This window comes from Halobellus ordinarius (assembly GCF_031823395.1).
Classification (GTDB): Archaea; Halobacteriota; Halobacteria; order Halobacteriales; family Haloferacaceae; genus Haloquadratum; species Haloquadratum ordinarius.
Genome location: NZ_JAVQKJ010000018.1, coordinates 45,118 through 65,280, shown reverse-complemented (window position 1 = coordinate 65,280; position 20,163 = coordinate 45,118). Strand labels below are relative to the sequence as shown.

Genomic DNA, 20,163 nt, shown 5'->3' with positions numbered 1-20,163 from the left:
ATCGCTAGCCGTCTGAGCGATCCCATATCGCCAGACGGCGTCCAATTCCCGGTTAGCTTGACGGTATTTTCCTGTGAGAGCGTCTGAAACTACAGTCAGTTAGCGGCAAAACAAGGCATCTCAAAATCAACTTTACAAATCAGTCAACACAGAGAAATCATATAATACTTGTATAGACCTGTGGACGAGTCCACCACTCGTTCGCTCACAGCGTCTCTATAGATCCGGTGATTCACGCTGGAGTCGGTAATCGAATCTCGATTGTGGTCCCTTGGTCAGATTCCAAGACCTCAATTTCACCATCTAACGTCGTGACGATCCAATAACTCAACCACAGTCCGAGCCCCTGTCCATGAATCAAGGGTGTTTCTTCGCCCGTCTCTAACACAGCTCGTTCCAGTTCGGGAAGCCCAGGCCCGCTATCACTCACACGAACGACAACCCGAATATCCGTCATCTCCGCCTTAACTTCGATCGACGCAGGATCTCCACTATGTTTTGCGGCATTATCTATGATTTCGAATAATACCGTTTCAACGCGCGGAAGCGTCTTTGTAATAGCTGTCTCTGGCGTCTCAACGGTTATTGACCCGTTTGCATACCGCATCTCACATTCTGAGGCGACCCGCTCAATCACAGGAACGATGTCTAGCGGCTCTAATTCGACCGAAAGATCACGGTTCTGTTCGATCTCTTGGGCCGATTCAGTCAGATTAAGTAACCGACTCCCAGCCGTACTGATGAGTTTCGCCCGTTCGGCTTTGTCCTCGTCTAGTTCATCCGCAAGCATCTCCGCATACCCACAAATAACAGTCATCTCGTTCCGTACATTGTGCCGAAGGACACGGTTGATGACGCTGATCAGCCCTTCTCGTTGACGGCGGTCGCTCGCGTCACGAACCATAAGTTGGATCCCGACAATATCGTCAGGGGTTTGCTCCGACTCGGGAACACTCCCATCATAAATGGGGACACCCCGAATATCGGTGTAGACGATACTCCCTGATTTTGTCTCCAACGGAAAGTCCCGTGCTTCAGCTGGCTCTCCGTTCAATACTTGCTTGATTTTCTCATATGCCCAGTCGGTTGTCTGCGCATCAGGATGCGTGACGGTGATCGATTGCCCCTCAAGCTCTTCGGGCGAATACCCCAAAAGATCCCGAACACTCTCCGAAGAATACGTAAACGCTCCGTTTGTGTCTGCTCGGAATACGGAATCGAAGCTCGACTCGATAACAGCACGATAAATCGCTTCCTGTTCGTTCAATCGCTCTTCACGCTCTGTGAGTCGTTTCTCGTAGGTTTGTCGTTCCAGGGCCTGGCCCGAGAGTCTAGCGACTAATTCGACAAAGAACTGTTCAGCGTCGGTGAAGGAATCGCTCTGTGGGTCGTCGTCAGCAAAACAGGCTGTCCCGTAGGTTTCCCCGTCGACGATGATCTTTGCCCCAATATACGCACCGAGGTCAAACGTCTGAACAGCAGTTTCGGAGACTGCAGATGAGATGTTCGCATTTTGAATAGCGAGTGGACTTTCGATTTCGACGGTTCGGCGGCAGTAGGCTTCGTCGAGCGGACAGCTTTCCCCGGGTTGAATTAACGGATGGTCACCAACTGACTGAACAATCTCTTGCCTACCGGCAGTAATTCGTGTGAGAAAGCCAATCGAGAGATCAAGATACTCGGTGCCAAGTTCAAGCGCGCGCGTGATCTTCGTCTCAATATCCTCTGTTATAGGTGTAAAGATCTCATAAACTTGGGCACGGTACGCTGCGGAGTCCATAGGTACTCATCTACGGGATACAGAATGAATTTTGTTATGAGGGTGTCATCAGTGATTCATCCAGCACTCGCATTCTACTCCGAGCTCAGAGAGTTGACGACAAAGACAGTTCTCTCCAGAGACTTCAGACGGATTCTACGTAGCGATAACGCACTATGTATCCTTCCACCCCAAGCGTTATTGTGAGTTTGACACCGAAAACATACAAGCATCGCTGCGTATAGATTGCCTGTCCCGGAAGGGACAAATCCGGGCAATACTACCGGGTTGCTCGGTATAGTACCGGGCTGGCACCCCGAAACCACTGCTTTCGTGATCGGCCCTTATCGAGAGTATCTATTCAGCAGTGAACTCAACGCCGGTGATCTCGAAGCGTGCGCCCCCTTCGGAGCTATTCGTGACGCGGATATCCCACTCGTGGGCCTCAACGATTCGCTGCACAATGCTCAGTCCGAACCCAGTTCCCTCGTCATTCGTTGAATAACCTGTCTCAAACACGGCTTCAGCATCGGTTCCCGAGATACCTGGGCCGTCATCTTCGATATAGAAGCCGTCCTCCAGACCGCCGACTGTTACGGTCACAGTACTGCCACCGTGTTCAACTGCATTCCGAATAAGATTCTCAAAGAGTTGTTTGAGCCGAGAGTCATCAGCCACTATTGTTCGATCGGTTTCGATAGTAAGTGAAGCTCCAGCCGTGTCAACGTTCTCCCAACACTCTCCAACGACGGCTGTGAGGTTGATCGCCTCCGTCTCAGTCACGGCCTCGCCCTCCCGTGCCAGCGTCAGTAGATCTTCAATAAGAACTCTCATTCGATCGTGCGCCCGCTCAACAGTCTCTAAATGTGGACTTTCACAGTCGTTACGTGCCAGTTCCGTATATCCCGAAGCCACACTCAGTGGGTTCCGTAAATCGTGTGAGACGATACTCGTAAACTCTTCTAAGCGCTCGTTCGCCCGCTTTACTTCCTCACGCTCCGTAATATCGATGTACATCGCCAGCGTACCAACGACTTCACCGGACGCGTCTTTTCGTGGAACTGCTCGCAACAGCGTCTCGACAATATCACCGTCAGCAGTGACCAGTTCACGGGATTCGTTGGTGAAGTTACCCTCCAAAGATCGCTCGTATCCATCATCGTCAATCAGTTCCTCCCGGGGATCGGGCGTGTAGAATTCCGCCAGTTCAGTACCGACGAGTGTGTCTGGTTCGATTCCGAGTGTTTCTGCGAACTGGTTGTTGCAGTCCTCAATGATTGGCCTGCCGTTTGCTGCTCGTGTGACGACCGCCATCACAGGAGCCTCTTCAAATAACGTCCGATACTGCTCTTCAAGCCGGTCGGTCAGGTCTTCTAACTCCTCAGTTTTCTCTTCGAGCCGCTGGCGATACGACTCGCGTTCAGTCACGTCGGAAACTGTTACTAACTGGCCGGTCGTCACCTCACCAGCTAAGAACGGCGTGCTCGATACGTCATAGTATCGTGTTTCATCGTCCTGCGAAATCGTTAGCACATCTTGTTTTGTGAGATGCTCAGCAAGTGCTGTATTCACCGTTTTGAGCGATTTGCCAAACGACTCCTCAAGGGTGGGGAATAGTCTGCGAGCTGCTCGGTTGTAGTCCCGAATACAGGTGTCCTGATCGAGAAAGATCGCTGGTTTGGTTGATCCTCCAGTTAGTCGGATCGTCTCAAACCGCTGCCTGTAGAAGAAGAGCGTTCCAACGGCGAAGAGCGCGACGCCGGGCGGCTCATACATTAACGGGAGCAGCCAGTCAACGTGGCCGCCAATAATCGTTGCAATAGCTGGCAGCCCTGAGAGGCCAATGAGAATGACGAGCGGACGACTGTCACTTCCAGTATGGTAGAATCGTTCCAGAAGGACGAAGAACCCAACAGCGATGGCGGCATATGACAGTCCTAAGACGACCCAGTAGAGCAGCTCGTGGTGGATCACGAGGTGTGGAAATGGCTCAGTCACCCACTCGGTCGTAAAATAGAGATTGTGGAGTGGGTTCGTGACTTTGAGTGCGGTAAAAAAGAGGAATGTCCAGAGGATGAGATTCCGGAACGGGGTGTGTCGTGGTGACCGACTCGTATAGGCCGCACAAAAGTAGAGCCACGCTCCGACAGCGACGAACGCGAAGACAAAGCCGAGTATATAGAAGGCGATCTTTCCCGAACGTGTCGGTACGATCAGGTACCCAAGGTATCCGATAGACCACACAGCAACGGAACCGAGGAAGGCAACGAGTCCTTCCCGTGTCCCTGGATGCTTGATCTTCCGTGCTTGCGGAACCGTCGCCACACAGGCAAGTGCAGACAACGCGAAAATAATGATGTGACCGACTAGGAGAGGGTCCACCATTCAGATACCAAGCAGTTCTCTGGCTGTCAGATAGTTCTTGGGGAGTGCTTCAACGTAGTATATCTGACCTTCTCACGGTTAATAAGCACGCTTGCTCTAACGGCTGACAGCAGACTCGTGGAATAACTGTCCGTGTTGTAGTTTAGTGGAACCCCAGAACTCGACTCAGGTCTACTAGTAGTTGCTGAGTTTGGAACGCCCCCTCACCGAAAGTCCCTCTGAGAGTTTTGCCTCTACATACTGAAGATCTACTAGTGAGGGTGTCTAGAACACTTCGCAGGGCTTCTTTTCACACTGTTGAGTTTGAATCACCCATTGGAACGCGCTTGCGAACTGATCGTCGGTAGATCCGTGAATAGACAGTCAATCATTGTTGTGGGTATCTGAGTGAAAGGTGGGGTTGATCTAACAAGTAGCATACACAGTAGATATACCTGTAGTGAACGATTCCTGTGTGGGTGTGGGAAGTCTTCTATGACACACTGTAATATAACTCGCCCAGCTTAATTGATCGATATGTCTCAAGATACTATCGTCTATCAGCGTCTCTACGAGGTGATGGACGATTCAGCCCTGTCACTAGTGGAAAAACAACGCCGGGGCCTCGCACTAGGGCGAGAGTTCTTAGGGGTCGAACATAGTCATATCCAGCGCCGCAACGACGATTCCACGACAGATACCGTCGTCGCCAGCGATGGAAACAACCCCGATCTCACCGAGGGTGTGACACTCGATCGCGCGACGACGTACTGCCGACGTGTCATCGATACCAATGGCCCGGTCGCACTCACTGACGCCTCCGAGGAGGGCTGGGCCGACGACCCTGCCTACCAGGAACACGGACTCGACTGCTATCTCGGCACGACGATTTTCGTCCACGACGACGTGTACGGCACAGTCTGTTTTTCCTCCCGAGACGCCCGCGGGAGTTCCTTCACCAGCGAGGAGAAAGCCGTCGTTGAACTCCTCGCCAGACTCCTTGGACGCGAAATCGAATCTGCCCACCACGAACACCACGTCACGGAGACACAGCAGGCCCGAAAACGAGCCGAGAATAAATACGAAACACTCCTCCAGCAGGCCCCCGACGCCGTGTTTCTCGCTGACGCCGACACTGCCAATATCTCCGAGGTCAACGAGCGAGCCGCCGACCTGACCGGCTACGCCCAATCCGATTTGAAAGAGATGTCGGTCATCGACTTGCATCCACCAGAAGAGCGTGACCGGTACGCCGAACTGTTCGGCACCGACTTCTCAGATGGTCCACGCGACCGGTTTGCGGACGGCACGCCGTTATATATCAGGCGCGCTGACGGGACCGACTGTCCCATCGAGATGAGCGTCACCTCTGTGGATATCGACGGCCAAGAATTCGTTCAGGGCATAGTTCGGGATATCTCAACCAGGCGCGAGCGCGAACAGGAACTGGCGCGGACCACAGAATTCCTCAAGCAAACGCAAGAAGCCGCCAACCTCGGCGGCTGGGAGTACGACCTCCGCTCGGAGACGCTCCGATGGTCCGACGAGGTCTGTCGCATCCACGGCCTTCCACCAGAGTACGAGCCTACAGTCTCGGAAGGGCTTGATTTCTATCATCCGGACGACCAATCGATCATCAGCGATGCCTTCGAAGAACTCACTACCGAGGGCGAGCCCTACGATCTGGAACTCCGTCTCCTGACCGCGGACGATACCGTCCGATGGGTGCGGGTGATCGGTCGCCCAGTGTATGCCGAGGACGAAGAGATCGTCGCGGCGCGGGGCGTCTTCCAAGATATCAGTGGCCGCAAGGAACGCGAGCGCGACCTGCGAATAAAGAGTCAGGCCCTAGAGGAGTCAACGGTCGGCATCACAATCGCCAACGCGGACCAACCGGACCTCCCCATCGTCTATGCCAACGAAGGGTTCACGCGGCTAACGGGGTACCCCAAGCAGCGACTGTTGGGGGACAACTGTCGGTTCCTTCAGGGTGAAGAGACTGACGAGGCTACAGTGACCGAAATACGCGAAGCAATCGAGTCTGATACGCCGATTCGGACAGAGATACTCAACTACCGCGCCGACGGAACACCGTTCTGGAATCAACTGACGATCGCTCCCGTTACAGGCACTGAGGATGAGGACGTGACCCATTATGTTGGGATTCAAGACGATATTACGGCGAAAAAACGGCGTGATGAGTTAATCGGGGTTCTCAACCGCGTCCTCCGGCACAATCTCCGGAATGATATGGGTGTGATTATCGGATTTGCCGATATGATCGCAGAGCGAACCGAGGGCGAGACTGCCCAGATGGCACGACAAATCAGCGAGAAGAGCACGGAACTCTCTGCCCTGAGCGAGAAAGCACAGGCCCTCCAGAAGGCGGTACAGAGCTCCGAGCAGCTCGCTCCGCGTGATGTGCAGGCGGATGTTGAGGCAACTGTAGCGGAGTTGCGAACGGAGTTCCCCGAGACCGAATTCAGCATCGAGACTGCTCCCTGCGAGGACGTAATGGCAACCGAAACCCTGCGGTTGGTCCTGCGGGAACTCGGAGAGAATGCCGCAAAGTACGGCGACTCTTCGGGAGTAACATACGGTATCGAGATGACGGAGGATGGCGAGGTGGCCATTCATATCCAGGATGGCGGCCCAGGTTTGCCTGAGATGGAACGGCACGTATTAGAAGTAGGGCGTGAGACGCCCCTGAGACACGGGTCGGGGCTTGGACTGTGGATGGTCAACTGGATCGTCACCGGGCTGGGTGGCGAGGTGACCACCACTGTCGATGACGGGACAACGGTCACAGTTCGACTCGCGCCAGCTGCGGAGGGAGCGGTGCCGGAGCATCGAGACGCAGCACTCAGCACCCAAGGCGAGTAGCCACGTGGCTCGCTTGTGATTCTGTTAGCAGCCCATCGGGGAGTATCGATGAGATGACGGGGTCTTCTGTGTGAGATGTGCGCGTTGTACTGAACAGTTCTCGTTCGATATTTTCAACCGAGATTTACTGAATTGGCCATCAAATCGCGTATGCGGATCTATCGAATAATATCTAATCGATAAATGGTTGGGCATACAATATGTCTGAAAACCCTCTTAGTACAATCAAGCAACTCGTAGACAGCGCTACCGAAGAAACAGACAACGGCGAAATACGGTTCAAAATCCGAACAGCCAGCCAATTAATCGATGCCGTACAATATCACAACGAGGACTTGTTGGAAAAAATAGAAGATGCCGATCTCGATAATGAATTAGAGAAGCAACTACGAGATATGGGATATTTGGAATAGACCTCTACGCTCTGTAAAGGGTACTCACTTATCGGTCAGTGTCGAAAATTATTCTTCGAGTTTGTCTGTTACCGTCTCGAAGAGCCGGTCTGTCCACGCTGGGAAGACGAGAGCAACGAGGGTTCCAACGACGACACCAGCAACAATACCCTGTGTAATATCTTGGAGAACTGTCGTTCCGAGTGCCGCTCCGAATGTCACTCCAACCAGCATTGCGAAGACAACCCGTTCTCCGTCAGTGTCGTCGGAATCCTCAGACATCTGTATCGGACATATCTCCGGGAGGCAAAAATAACTGAGGCGGCGTTGCGTGAGCTGAAATGACTCCTCGGTTCGCACTCTTCAGCGACCAGCTGTTTCAGATAAGAACCTGTTTGAAGAATAGGATTTCAACAAGGCCGAATAGTGCTATGGCACTCTCGCCACTATGCTGGAAATACCCCGGTGAGAGTCAGATTGACTGCAACTAGACTGACATAGAGTGCGTAAGCTGCCGTTCCTTTCGCCATACGACCTGTGTTCGGCCAAGGGGAGCGTTCTTCGGGCGGGGTCAGATCGTTAAGCTCTCGACGAAGTCTGTCTGGCATCCAATTTGCAGTGATGAAGAGACCGACGAGTGGTGTAACAAGAGGTTGGCTGACTGATACAGTGAAGTCGCTGAGTGAATGCTGTTCGTTCTGGAACTCGGAATCTTCAGTTGCGTCTGTATTGTTGGGCTGAGTAGGAGGTGAGTCCTGCTGCCGTTTTTCTGTATTGATCAGTTGTCTCAGGGCTACAGAGTCGATCATTCCGTCGTTGTCTGTCAGTGCAACTAATTCTTCCTCTCCCAGAGTCGCACTGGGGTCTCCATAACCCTCGTACAGTTTTTCGAGAGTTTCAAGACGCTGCTTCCGTTTCCGCTCTTCCGATCTAGTGTCGTAGTGTTTGTTCAGCACAGGTACGGAAACATCGACCCGATCACAGAGTTCATCTTTCGGCACTCCACGATCAATCTGATGCTCAATCGACCACCGACGGAGTGGATGCGGACTATGGCTTGAGGGACACTCGGATGCATGAGCGCTCTTGGTAGCCTCGCACGTCTCGACATCCCTGTCGTGCGGGCACGTATTCGAGTACACACAAGGTCGTGTCAGTTTGTATAGATCCCGACGAATTGTATCGACAGTGGGGCGTCCCGATTCCGTGGTGAGAAGCGGTTCTCGATCGAACTTGTCCGTCACGTCATACCGGTCTGGGTTGCTGAGATATTGCCGTATCACATCGGCTAACTCATTCGAGATATTCACTGACCGTTCGCCATCAGAACCATTCTTCAACGGTGTTCCCTTTATCTCGGGATCTTCCGCTGGTCTGTGACGGAATCGGATCACCTGTTCATCCAAGTCAACATCGACAATATCGATTCCATGGAGGCACCCAACCCGGTTTCCCACCTCATAGAGCACCGCATATTCGACGTGACGACGAGAACCGGGTTCATACTGTCTCAAGTATGCAAGTACTTGTTCCACTTGTTCGTCGGGAGGCTTCTCCTGACACACCTCCACGTCGTCAGAGAGATTTGAAGTCGGGACTTTCGTTGGGACGTCCTCAGAGACGGCTTCAATAGACACACAAAACACAAGAAATCGACGGACCACGGCGAGAGTTCCATTCAGACTTACCTTGTTTTGCCCAGTATTATCCTTACACCAAGACTTGAAATTTTTCAGATCCCGCCCGCTGAGGTTATTGAGGTTCTTAATGTCTGCCGTCCCGCACCATTCCACAAACAGGTCAACTCCAGGACGGATCGTTTCGTTTAACGACTTGTATGAGGCGTCGTCTTCACGCTCTTTACAATACATCTCGCTCGCATCCTGGGGAGTGATTGGATCCAAATCTGATGTCATTTATTGTCATTTAGAGATCTGAACCAGTCGTTTATAAAATTTTACCTTGTATCAATCACTATTTGTGAAAATATTGTGGAATTGTTTTTTCTCTTGAAATCGAAAAATTTTCTTTTCTAATCTATACTCAATATCCACTCGTCATTGTACTAGACCATCCTCAATAGTTAGATTCGATATATTCGATTATTTCCCAAATCCTGAGGAAGCGCACGCGCCCCTCGTAGTACGTGTTGCCGATCACACCAGCTATTGCTCGTTCCGCGTTCCGGTCGTCGAGTAGTATCCCCACAGTGTCGTGAGCTGTCGAACCCAGAAGCATCACCGCGGCTGCAGGCAGTTCTGAGTCAGTTTTTCGTAGTTCGTCAGGGTTCGTCTTTTCAAACTCCGCCAATCGTTCGTGTACGCGGTCCATAATTTCGCCAGCGCGTGGGCCGTCGTGAACGCGTACACCCAGTTGCACAGTGTCGATGAGTGTGATCCACGGTGTCGTGTCTGCCCGATCGACCCAGTCGATGCTGAGGTACCCTCGTTGTTCTCGTAACTCCTCTACGACGCCGGGAGTCAGATATAACTCAACTCCCTGTTCCTTGACGTACTCGATGAACGTTTGGTACTGGGACGTGTCTGTCCCCCCGATCGTTCGGAGAAAACTCGTATCGAGAATCAGGGCGGTTGGAAGTGGCGAGGGATGCTCGTCACTCATCGATCAGTTGGTAGGGGCCCTGCTCAATCGCTCGCTCGTGAACATCAACATCGAACGCCTTGTCAACGAGTGTTGGATCGTACTGCTGAATCACAGCGACAATCCGTTCGATGGCTTGTGTGACAGCAATCGCTTCGACGGCTGGGATGCCGAGATCATCTGCTACACCGCGGCGTGTCGTCTCTCCGTGTAGATACTCCAGTGTCGAAATCACTGCGGATGCGAGTGAGGCCTGCCCGTGACGGTCAACAAAGAGTTTGAGATCCTCATCAACACTGACTGCCCCGTAGACGGCAATAATCGTAGGTCCGATTTCCAGAGTCATCTCACCGGTCCAGTCACCGCTCACAGGCTCAGCACGCCACCGTGCTGAGCCCTCATCATACTCGTCAAGTTCTTCCGCAATCCCGAGTTCAGCCAGCGTGTTGGCGTATTTGTACGCGGTGCTTTTCGAGAGGTGCTGTCGCTCCCGGACCGAAGGAATCGTCGTAGGGGAGTGAATCAACAGGTCAGTGTAGAACCGAGCGAGTTCGGGCGTACTCAACAGCTCCTGGACAGCGAAGAACTGGTGTGCCGTGTCTCCGGCATCCGGAGGGCGAACCGACGTCGGAGCGTTCGACATAGTCTATAGTACACAAACTATAAACTAAAGTGTTCTGGGAGTCACGCTTGATGGAGAGGACTCCTGATATTGATTCATCGAATTATCTGACGGCTGGTAATGCGGAGATATACTGCGATTGTGATTGTTGAGAAGAAGGATGTGTCAAAACGAACTTGACGGGATTTGAACCCGCTCTTCTCGGTTCTCGCTTGCTGCGCTTCCGACTACTGCGGAACCAGCCTGCATCGCATCTCGGGCCCTCATTAACTCGATTCCTTCGCCAGTGGTTCACGTAGGTGTTCGCTCACGTGTTGGCAAAAAGTGTCACCGATAGTGGGGTTTCGGAGCGGGCGTCGTTGCGTGGGACGGCAGGGATGTTCGTGAATCGTGAACACCGGAATGTTGTTGCAGGATTGGGGTGTGTTCGTGAAACAACCGGTGTTTTTTACCGCTGTTGTTGCAGGATTGGGATGTGTTCGTGAAACAGCGGTGTTTTTTACCGCTGTTGTTGCAGGATTGGGATGTGTTCGTGAAACAGCGGTGTTTTTTACCGCTGTTGTTGCAGGATTGGGGTGTGTTCGTGAAACAACGGTGTTTTTCACTGGGATGTTATTGCAACACCGGGTGTTCGTGATTCGTGGATCGTGAACATCTGGGTGTTATTGCAAGATCGGCGGGTGTTCGCGTTAACACCAGTGGGCGTGAACGTTAACATCCGGGTGTTTTCGGGCCCTGTCGTGAACGTTCAACGTTTTTGCTGCGAAAAAACGCGTGTTGATACCCGGGGTCACGCCGGGTCGGGTGCCGGGACAAGAGTAAGATCGGACCCGAGTCGCCCGCCGGTCAGTACGTGCTCGTACGCTTCACGCCGATCCAAAATCGTGCTCACCGTCGGGTGCGTCCAGGGCGTGTGCGTAGCGATCGATCGGATCGACTCATCACCCGCCGCGTTCAACACGCGTTCAACGGCGTCACGAACGTCGTCGTCGATTATCAGGTATTTGCCCGCCTCGTCGAACCGGAGACCGGCTGGCGTCGCGCCGTGGTAATACCCGGCATCGATCCGGGACTCAGTCTCCTCCCGGCTCTTAGCGATATATCGCTGTTGAGCTTCGTGCTCCGACGCGGCCTGGATTAGCTCCACGGCGACGCTCACTGGATCGTCTAGATCAAGTTGTTCACCCGTCGACGCGTCGTGGATCTCAACGCCCTGGGATCGGCACTTGAGGATTAACCGTGTGACTGAGTCAAAGTCCCGTGCGAACCGTCGCACGCCGTCTGCCTGGATCGCGTCGGTGATCCCAGCATCGATCCGTTCGATGAGACTCTGCCATTCGCTCCGATCGTCGTCGAACCCGCTCGACCACCTGCCGTCGTTGAAGATCGTGAGTTCCGGGTCGTCGAACGTCTCCTCGGCATACTCCCGGTTCCGTTCTTTCTGCCGTTCGATACTCCGATCCGATTCTTGCGATAAGCGTGTGTACACGTCAACGATCATCGGTCAGTCATTCACTGTGAGTTCGATTTTGTTGCTCGCGCTCCCGGCGGACCATTCGATCTCGTCCCCCTGGGAGAGGTCGAAGAACTCGGCCATTTGCTTCGGAACGGTGATGCGGTACTGTTTCGTCTGTCGGGTCTCCCCGTCGGCAGTCGTTACCTCTGATTCGGTGACTTGCACGGTTGTTGAGGGCATCTCTTAGTTAGTATAACGTGTTGTACTAACTATAGCGTTACGAACGGATGGTAAAGGAACACCCCTACCGTTACCGCTCACCGAGACGTGTACACGGGGTGTCCAGAACTACTCAGAGTGCGGTCACACTACTGTGCGCTTGGTCATTTTTTCAACCTGATCGCTGATTCCGTTACCCGACCATTAAATAATTTGTTTGTCACATCATAATAGATTGGTAGGTGTGAAACGAACGGTTATCAGCCTATTTGAACCAAAGACCGACCGCCGTCATTCGATTTCGTACTTTGTATGTAGGTGTGAAGCGGGAATCGGAGATATTCCGGTGCTGTACATCGATTTTCACACCTACCGTCTTGTGTGAAATTGATTTACTAGAAAATGATAAATTCGTGTGTTACTCATTATCAAGCAGGCTTACTTTTTTAAGTAACTGAGTATTTCCATTATCGTATGAAATACCGTCCACTTGACAACGGTTCCTGGCGTGTTCACTTCGACACCGCCGAGTACAACATTCTCCTGGACTCTGCTCCGCATCGAAGAGCCCGTATTGCGGAACGTGTGATGGCCCACTCACCCCGGGTCGGAACAGTGTCGGGAATCGCTCTCAACCAGTTCAGCAAAATACAGACACCACACGGTCCGATTTGGTTGCTTCACGTCGAAGCGAAAGATACGACTAACCGAGACGGTTCGCTCCTTCCACGTGAGGTGTGGATTTGTGAGCCTCTCATCCGAGAGATTGAGGACTTCACCGGCGTTGAGGATCTGGATGCCCATAATGAACCAACACCACTCTTCCGGGAGTCAAAACGAACTATCCAAAATTGGGTGACAGAGACAGCAGAGAATGCAGGAACCAAAACCGGTGACGAGGACTTCTTAAAGATCTCGTCACACGACTTCCGGCGCTATTTCGCGTCGCATATGCTGTATCGACACGGGGTCGATCCGGAGATCGTTCGCCAGCTCGGGGGGTGGCAGTCACCCAAATCAATGAAGGAGTATCTGCTACTCCCGAACGACGTGTTGGCCGAAGAACTCGGGGAAGTCGGTCTACTCGGAGCAGAAGCCGACAGGCGTCCAGCAAGGGGTACACCATATCGAGAAGGACTCGCGCTTCGAACGCTCGCCGCAGAGATTGAGGAGAGTGGCCACGAGGATCAGAAGCGTCTCGCAGAAGACATGGCGGAGCTATTCGATGACGTGAACGATGTGGATGTGGCAGTAGCGGGGTCAGCTGGAGCTGCAGAACGGGCGGCATCAACGATGGCTGATAATGCGCAATCTTCTTTTATGCAAATCGATGAATTACACTCCGACGAAAGCGGGACGATTGATCCGACAACGGTGGTTAAGACGGCCAAGGGGATGTATCTGACCGCCCTCTTTGGCGTATCCTGGACCATTTCCTTCGGCCCGATATTTTGATTACTGGTTTGCTCTTCCGTAGGTAATTATGAGGGTGTCATAGCACTATTCGCAGGACTTCTCTTCACACTGTTGAGTCTGAATCACCCATCGGAACGCGCTTGCGAATGTATCGTTGCAGACAACAACACCGCGTGTTGAAGAGAGCATAGTACACGTTCACTTCGCACTTAAAAAGCAGAGTGTATGTTGAAAACAACAACACCGCGTGTTGTTTTTGTGAGGAACGTGTGTTGACAAACTCGGTCACGTTGGGTCGAGTGCTGGGCTAAGAGTACGATCGGCCCCGAGTCGCCCGCCGGTCAGTCCGTGCTTGTAGGCTGCCCGGCGATCGATGATCGTGCTCACCGTCGGGAGCGTCCACGGCGTGTTGTCTGTGATCGCGCGGATCAACTCCTCATCCTCGGCGTTCAACACGCGTTCGACAGCGCCTCGCTCGCCCTCATCGATCACTAAGTACCGACCGTCGGCATCGAACCGGAGACCGGCGGGGGTCGCCCCGTGGTAATACCCGGCATCGATCCGGGACTCAGTCTCCTCTCGGCTCTTAACGACATAGACTGCTGAGGGGTCTGTGAGTCCGTGTGTCTACGAATCGACGGTCAGGCGTCCGCAAATTCAGTGAGCGAGTGGTTCGGACTGTCGCTGTTCCACTTACCGATCTGGATGAGCTCGAACGCTTCCAGAGGACCGTCGATCTCATCGGCTAGTTGGCTCTGAACTGCCGTGGAGAGACTCTCGACGGGGATGGCGGTGAGTGCGTGCTGGGTGAGGGCGTAACTGGTTGCGAGGCTCGTCGGGGCGACGACAATGACGTTCGACCCGTCAACCTCGTCCAGCGCGAGTTCTGCATCCCGATACTGGCGGACAGTCGCATCCAGGTCGTCGACAGGGAACAAGAAGCTAGCAGCCCCGTATTCGAGACTCGCTCCTGCCGACTCAAAATGTCCTTTGGGCATAATCAATTTAGAATATATGCTTTTCAGGCATTAGTTTTGTGGTGGAGAAGTATCCCTCTGTTTCACTGATTCATCCGCCGACTCGTATTTGCTTACGACACGACGGACAGAAGCCACAAGATCACTGCGACTCCTGTCGCCTCACCGCTTGCTCATTCTCGTTTGTGAAGAAGTCCGAATCCCCAAATGAGCGCGCTCCAGAGCGTCGTGATCTGTTGAAATTGGCAAGCCTGGACCGCTCAAGGCAGATTAGTAACCTATTACCACAGTCGCTGGACCGCTCTTGCTCTGAGTCGTTCGATCAGTACCCGTCGTAGCTGGTGCTGAGGTCACGCCGACCAATATCGATCGTAGCTGGAGATTGACTCGGTCGTTCGGTCTCTATCGGACGAACGTAGCCCACACGGAGATCGTCAGTCGCCTCTACCCAGAATTTCTCGACAGATGCTTGTCCGGCAAGAGGGAGTTCATTAAACGCAGTCCGTCGAGCCTGTGCGTGGAGATGGTCACCCGCCTCGTTCACCGGTCCTAACGCGATTTTGTAGTTCACGCTCCCTCGGACAACCGGGATCCTGTCCGTCGCCGCTCAGGATGAGGGTGACCCGCTCGACTCTACGGCGTCGGCGACGGTTTCCAACGCGTCGATCGCCGCTCGCACCGCTTCTCCGACGTCTGCATCGGGCTCCGACGCATTGTCCCCAGCGCCGTCCGCTGGGGCGGCCTTTGTCGGGGCCGCGTCACTCTCGTCCTCTCCGACCGCGTCGAGTCGCTGCTGGGTGTCGCGTCCGGGGATCGACTCACCGGCGCCGTCATCGTCACCGTCCACGTCACCGGTCGGTTCGCCAGCCGACGCTCGGTCCGTCTCCGTGGTCGTGTCGGGCCCCGCGTCCTCGGACGTCCCGGTACTGGTCGGGCGCCCACCCCGATTGGAGTACGCATCCGCAGGGAACCCGTACGCTCTGGCGCGTTTCTCCTTGTTGAACGTGGTACGGCGCGTGATGCCCAGCACCTCGGCGACGGTGCGGCGATCACACCCTCGGTCCAACGCTTGCCGGACTTGCTCGTCCTCCATTCGCTGCAGGAGTTCCTGCGGGTCCTCTGGGATGTGGCCGCGGGCCGAGGTTTCGATCTGCCCCACAAGCCCCCACTCGTTCGTTTCGACGTCCTTGTCGACGAGTTGCGTGTCGCGCTCATCGACGCGGTCGTCCAACCCCATCAGCACCCACAGACGCTCCCGCACCGACGAGACCGTTAACTCTCCGGTGACCGCCGCCGCCACATCGCCCGTTCGCGCCGGGCCGTCCTCCGCTAACACCCGGAGGATGTCGATGTCCTGCGGGAGCAACGCACTCACGTCCGCCTCCGACAGCTCAACCGGGGCGTCCTCGCGCGTCGCTTGCTGGTGATGCCAGATGTGACACGCCCGGCACAGCACTGTCAAATTCGCCGGGTCGTGCTCGTCGACATCCGTCCGCTCCCGATCGATGTGGTGAACCTGCAGCGTCGCTAACCCACCGGCCTCCGGGCCGCGCCGCCCACACACCTGACATCGATAGCCCGCGTCCACTAGCATTTCCTCCCGCGTCTCCTGCGGTAACGCCGACGCATCCGACTCCTGTGCGTTCTCGTCGGGGTCGGCCTCGGCATCGCGCTCCGGCTCCCGATCCGTCGCGCCCGTCGTCTGCGTGTCCGCATCCGCGTCCGATTCCGTCTTCGTGGTCGACGCCGACTCGTCGTCCGTGTTTGCGTTCGCGTCCGCATCGGTGTCTGTCTCCGCGTCGGGTGGTGACTGTTCAACTGGATCGTGGTCGTCGTTCGAGTGTGGTTGTTCCATTCGCTGGAGCAGTCGCTGAGTACTCGGTCGTTCACTCCGCCCGGCCCGCTCTTGCCTGTTCGAACCGCCGGTCACCCGGGTTCCAGCGACTCCGCCCAGCCACGCAGCTTCACTACGACCCCCGCAGGACGGCGGCCCGGCCCGACCGCGGCCACGCCGCTGTCGGTCATAATGTCGTGCCGTCTCATTCGGACCCCCCGCCCGACGAACTCGATTCACTGACACCGTTGCGCGCCGGGACGCGATCCGCATCCGGCGGTCGAACCCGGAACTCCCCGAACCCGAACCGTGAATGCGTGCCGATCCGCGTCACGCCGTTTTTCGCCGTTTCGACGATCCGGTCGGGATCCCCGGCGAACCCGACGCGTTGCCCGTGATCCAACACGTCCAGGTCGTACGTGGTGTCGTCAGCGACGAGGCGTGCCGCCCGCCGCCGCATCCCCGTCGCTTGCGAGTAGTTCCCCGGTCCCGACTGGTCGGAGGCGTCCCACCACCACGGTACCGGCTGGGAGTCCGCGTCCGGGTAGTCGGACTGGGCGACGTACGGCGTCACCAGTTCGATCCGGCAGGGGGCCGCGTCTCCCGCTGCCTCTCGTAGCCGGGTGTAGTCCAACTCGTCCAGCTCCACTACCTGAGAATCGACGAGGTCGAACAGCCCGAACCCGTAGTTCCGCGCCCCGCCCAGTCGGAGCCCGTCCAAGACCACCTCGTTAACGGGCAGGACCTCGTCGCGTGTCCCCTCCGGGACGTGCAGGTAGCACTGCACGTACCAGTCCACGGTGCGGCGCCGGTGCCGCTGCCCGTCGGGTCGCCCGAACGTCGTCGTCGGCGCCATCACCACCCGGTCCCCGTACGTTTGCAGCGGGACCGCGTTGTGCGCATCCCGAGGCCGAGAGTCCAGCAACCACCGCTGGGCCGCGTCCCGGAACACGAACAGATCCGCGTACTGCTCGACAGCCGGGAGCGACCCGCCTTGCTTGCCCGCGTATCCTGAGTCGGAATGGGACTCCGGGAACGACGCGTACTCCTCCGGGACGAACTGCCCGTGACTCACGTGCAGGTGCTTTCGAGTCTGGTCGTCCGCTCGTCGCGCGATCGCGTGATACAGGGCGTTCCCCGTCACGAAGTACGGATGCCCATAGTACGGTGTCTCCACAGCGAACAGGACCTGTTGGAGCGTCGTCACCGCCCGTCACCTCCCTTCTGGGTGTCCGCGCCCCACCCGCGCCACCGGTGGAAGTCTTCGATGTACTGGAGGGCTGTGGAGACCGCGCGGATCCGGCGCAGCTGCGCATCCAGGACCCGGGTCGCGTGCGTCGAGACATCCAGTGGGTGTTCGGGAAGGCGCCCCCACACGTCCGCACAGCACCGCGCCGGGGCCGCCCCCAGTCGGGCCGCCGGGCCCGACGGGTCACCCGTGACCGTCACGACCACGTCGGGTGTGGCGAGCACCGTTCGAATCGGTGTCACCACGTCGGCTCGGGCGAGCGTGCCCGGCGCCGGACACACCGCATCGATCCCGTCGCCAGGCTGGACCTCCAGGAACAACTCCGAGAAGTCGTAGCCTGCCCGGTAATTATCGAGCAGCGCCGCCGTCAGCAACGTGTGGATCTTCGCTGAGGTGTACGGATAGAACGGTGATTCCGAACAGCGACTCGCCGCCGCCGAGGCGAGCCACCGGCGATGCAGCACCTCGGGGTCCGTCGGCGTCACCAGCGGCGCGAGTTCTGCTTGGGAGAGCGTCCCTGAATCGCCAGCGAACTCGCCTGTCAAGAGGGACACGCGCCGCGGCCCCGCGTACCGGTCCAGGGTTTGTTCGGGCTCGCCCCGCGGGCGACTCAGCAACGCCGCATCCCGATCCGCATTTCGTGGCACGGGTTCGTTCACCGGGACGCCGCAGGCCTCGTCGTGGGCGTGGGTGTGCGTCCGGCCCCGCAGCTTGTGGACGTCGTGGCGGTACGCCGCCACCAGGGGCGGTGCGTTTAGGTCCGTATCAGTCGCCGGGTCCGAGGCCGTCGCGTCAGCGTCAGCGACAGTGTCAGTCACGCCTTCTCACCTCCCGCGTCGGTGTCGTCGTCGGGCTCGTCCGTCGGCAGCGTCGGGTCGGTCCCGGTCCGCGCAGCGATGCGGGCTCGCAGTGCGTCGGTGACCGCTGGCCGCACCGACTCGCGCCACCGTCGATCCTTCTCGTCCATCGCTTGGGTCGCGCCCTGCGCCCGGTTGAACACGCGGCGGACCTCTCGTTCTTCGTAGAGTGGGTTGATCACCCACACGTCAGCGATCCCTGCTCCGAAATTCCGCGCCCCACCAACCTGGAACGGGAACGCGTCACTATGGCTATCCAGGAACGCCGTCGCTTCCACGAGCAGCCCGACGAATTCGGGTTTGAGCGTGCGGCACGTGAGTTTCCACGTCCCCTCTATGTTGCCGAGGACGTCCCGCTCGGCGTGGCGTAACGGCTTTCCGCCGTCTTGGTCATTCCGGGACCGCACCTGATTCGACACTTGCCGGTAATGGGCTTCGGCCTCTCCCGACAGGACATCGACGTTCCGTCGAATCGGTGAGAACGACACCGGGCGGCGCAGCAGCTTCCCAGGGTTATCACCGAACCCGCCGAACACCTCGTACACGACGCATCCCTGGTCGTGGTCCTCGGTGCACGCGCCTTTCTCGTGATACCCCGCATCGAGATCCCGCTCATACACGGATTCGCGCATATAGTCCGCGTTCGGCTCGCCCGGATGACACACCGACACGCCGCCCGCACGAAGCGTCGCTTCACAGCCGTGGCGGAGCCACCCCGACAACGTGAACGGCGAAATCTGCCCTTCAATCTGATTCATCGGGTCGTCTGCTTCATAGTTGTCCGCCGAGGCGTGGTGTCTGTCCGTGACGACGCCGTCGCCCGGTGCGAGTAAGTCGATCTCCAGGCCGACGTACACGTCCGGCAGGTGCGTGTTCGTAACGTCGAGTGTGTCATCGATTTCTTCTTTCACGTCCGCTGGGAGTGCGCTCCAATCCCACTCGAACTCCGCTGTCATCGTGACTGCCCTCCCGTCACCGGTGTCGCGTCGTGTGTCGCATCAGCTCCAAACACCGGGTGGGTCTCCAGCGCCGCCCGCGCAATCGGACACTCCGTGACATCAGTAATGGTTACCCCCGGACGTGTCCGCACGCGGGCCGTAGTCGCTGGTGAGACCTCCTGGACTTCCGGTGCGAGTAGCACCGGCCACGACCGTTGTGACGCTTGGTCGCTGCACGTCCCTACCCGGCCCGTGACAACGACTTCACGGACCCCCAATGACGCGAGCGACGCAAGATCGGGTGGGTGCTCGGCGCACCGGCACTGCCCGACCAGCCACACCGCGTGCGGGCACCGGCGATACACGTACGCAACGACCGTCTCGCCTTCCCTAAGGGGAGACCCGCAAACCTGACACGTTGCGGCCCCTGCCCCGAGCGAAATCTCATTTATATGATATATGTCTTCAACTACTGTTCTGCCGCTGCCTTCTTGTGCTTCGGAATTTGATCTTTCCATGGGTTCTCCGAGCGTTATGGAACCCAGCCTGGGTGCTGCAACACCCGGGCACTTCGGCACCACAGTGCCCGTCGGCCC

At 56.4% G+C, this 20,163-nt stretch carries 19 protein-coding genes; 4 read left to right on the top strand and 15 right to left on the bottom strand.

All coding sequences use genetic code 11. The features are described 5' to 3' along the window. Nucleotides 1-232: 232 nt before the first annotated feature. Entirely contained in the window at nt 233-1,780 is a 1,548-nt protein-coding gene (locus tag RJT48_RS20240) for an ATP-binding protein (protein WP_311174178.1), read from the bottom strand. Between the two features lie 336 nt (nt 1,781-2,116). Continuing rightward, nucleotides 2,117-4,144: a sensor histidine kinase gene (locus tag RJT48_RS20235; RefSeq protein WP_311174177.1), complete on the bottom strand. Its 2,028-nt coding sequence runs from the start codon at nt 4,142-4,144 to the stop codon at nt 2,117-2,119. Nucleotides 4,145-4,660: 516 nt separating this feature from the next. Here RJT48_RS20235 and RJT48_RS20230 point away from each other — a divergent pair. Both RJT48_RS20230 and RJT48_RS20225 read left to right on the top strand, forming a co-directional pair. Beyond that, complete coding sequence (locus tag RJT48_RS20230; protein WP_311174176.1) at nt 4,661-7,006, top strand: PAS domain S-box protein; 2,346 nt, start codon at nt 4,661-4,663, stop codon at nt 7,004-7,006. 200 nt (nt 7,007-7,206) lie between these two features. Next, nucleotides 7,207-7,419, top strand: coding sequence for a hypothetical protein (locus tag RJT48_RS20225; RefSeq protein WP_311174175.1), 213 nt, complete (start codon nt 7,207-7,209; stop codon nt 7,417-7,419). Between the two features lie 48 nt (nt 7,420-7,467). Here RJT48_RS20225 and RJT48_RS20220 read toward each other — a convergent pair whose 3' ends face one another. The 4 genes from RJT48_RS20220 to RJT48_RS20205 form a co-directional block, all read right to left on the bottom strand. Beyond that, nucleotides 7,468-7,680: a hypothetical protein gene (locus RJT48_RS20220; protein WP_311174174.1), complete on the bottom strand. Its 213-nt coding sequence runs from the start codon at nt 7,678-7,680 to the stop codon at nt 7,468-7,470. Nucleotides 7,681-7,844: 164 nt separating this feature from the next. After that, nucleotides 7,845-9,314, bottom strand: coding sequence for a tyrosine-type recombinase/integrase (locus RJT48_RS20215; protein WP_311174173.1), 1,470 nt, complete (start codon nt 9,312-9,314; stop codon nt 7,845-7,847). A 160-nt stretch (nt 9,315-9,474) separates the two neighbouring features. Continuing rightward, nucleotides 9,475-10,020, bottom strand: a complete 546-nt coding sequence (locus tag RJT48_RS20210) for a PIN domain-containing protein (protein ID WP_311174172.1) — start codon at nt 10,018-10,020, stop codon at nt 9,475-9,477. Next, a complete protein-coding gene (locus RJT48_RS20205; RefSeq protein ID WP_311174171.1) occupies nt 10,013-10,642 on the bottom strand; it encodes a DUF7437 domain-containing protein in 630 nt (209 codons plus the stop codon). The genes RJT48_RS20210 and RJT48_RS20205 overlap by 8 nt, the downstream gene beginning before the upstream one ends. A 369-nt stretch (nt 10,643-11,011) precedes the next feature. On the opposite strand from RJT48_RS20205, the gene RJT48_RS20200 reads away from it, so the two are divergent. Then, on the top strand, nt 11,012-11,272 hold the full coding sequence (locus RJT48_RS20200; protein ID WP_311174170.1) for a hypothetical protein: 261 nt from the start codon (nt 11,012-11,014) through the stop codon (nt 11,270-11,272). Nucleotides 11,273-11,411: 139 nt separating this feature from the next. Here the strand turns inward: RJT48_RS20200 and RJT48_RS20195 are convergent, their stop codons facing one another. Then, a complete protein-coding gene (locus RJT48_RS20195; protein WP_311174169.1) occupies nt 11,412-12,122 on the bottom strand; it encodes a recombinase family protein in 711 nt (236 codons plus the stop codon). A gap of 3 nt (nt 12,123-12,125) precedes the next feature. Next, on the bottom strand, nt 12,126-12,317 hold the full coding sequence (locus RJT48_RS20190) for an AbrB/MazE/SpoVT family DNA-binding domain-containing protein (protein ID WP_311174168.1): 192 nt from the start codon (nt 12,315-12,317) through the stop codon (nt 12,126-12,128). Between the two features lie 453 nt (nt 12,318-12,770). Between RJT48_RS20190 and RJT48_RS20185 the strand changes: the two genes are divergently transcribed. After that, the gene (locus RJT48_RS20185; RefSeq protein WP_311174167.1) at nt 12,771-13,751 is read left to right on the top strand and encodes a site-specific integrase; all 981 of its coding nucleotides are present in this window, start codon (nt 12,771-12,773) and stop codon (nt 13,749-13,751) included. Between the two features lie 246 nt (nt 13,752-13,997). On the opposite strand, the gene RJT48_RS20180 is transcribed toward RJT48_RS20185, so the two are convergent. From RJT48_RS20180 to RJT48_RS20890, 7 genes are all read right to left on the bottom strand, one after another. After that, the gene (locus tag RJT48_RS20180) at nt 13,998-14,204 is read right to left on the bottom strand and encodes a hypothetical protein (protein ID WP_311174166.1); all 207 of its coding nucleotides are present in this window, start codon (nt 14,202-14,204) and stop codon (nt 13,998-14,000) included. Nucleotides 14,205-14,353: 149 nt separating this feature from the next. Next, a complete protein-coding gene (locus RJT48_RS20175; protein ID WP_311174165.1) occupies nt 14,354-14,710 on the bottom strand; it encodes a DUF8165 family protein in 357 nt (118 codons plus the stop codon). Between the two features lie 586 nt (nt 14,711-15,296). Next, the gene (locus RJT48_RS20170; protein WP_311174164.1) at nt 15,297-16,544 is read right to left on the bottom strand and encodes an HNH endonuclease; all 1,248 of its coding nucleotides are present in this window, start codon (nt 16,542-16,544) and stop codon (nt 15,297-15,299) included. A gap of 184 nt (nt 16,545-16,728) precedes the next feature. Continuing rightward, a complete protein-coding gene (locus RJT48_RS20165) occupies nt 16,729-17,730 on the bottom strand; it encodes a hypothetical protein (RefSeq protein WP_311174163.1) in 1,002 nt (333 codons plus the stop codon). Continuing rightward, nucleotides 17,727-18,590: a DUF8168 family protein gene (locus RJT48_RS20160; protein ID WP_311174162.1), complete on the bottom strand. Its 864-nt coding sequence runs from the start codon at nt 18,588-18,590 to the stop codon at nt 17,727-17,729. Before RJT48_RS20160 ends, RJT48_RS20165 begins: the two co-directional genes overlap by 4 nt. Continuing rightward, nucleotides 18,587-19,585, bottom strand: coding sequence for a hypothetical protein (locus RJT48_RS20155; RefSeq protein WP_311174161.1), 999 nt, complete (start codon nt 19,583-19,585; stop codon nt 18,587-18,589). Before RJT48_RS20155 ends, RJT48_RS20160 begins: the two co-directional genes overlap by 4 nt. Then, complete coding sequence (locus RJT48_RS20890) at nt 19,582-20,085, bottom strand: DUF8112 family protein (RefSeq protein ID WP_486617184.1); 504 nt, start codon at nt 20,083-20,085, stop codon at nt 19,582-19,584. The genes RJT48_RS20155 and RJT48_RS20890 overlap by 4 nt, the downstream gene beginning before the upstream one ends. Nucleotides 20,086-20,163 lie beyond the last annotated feature (78 nt).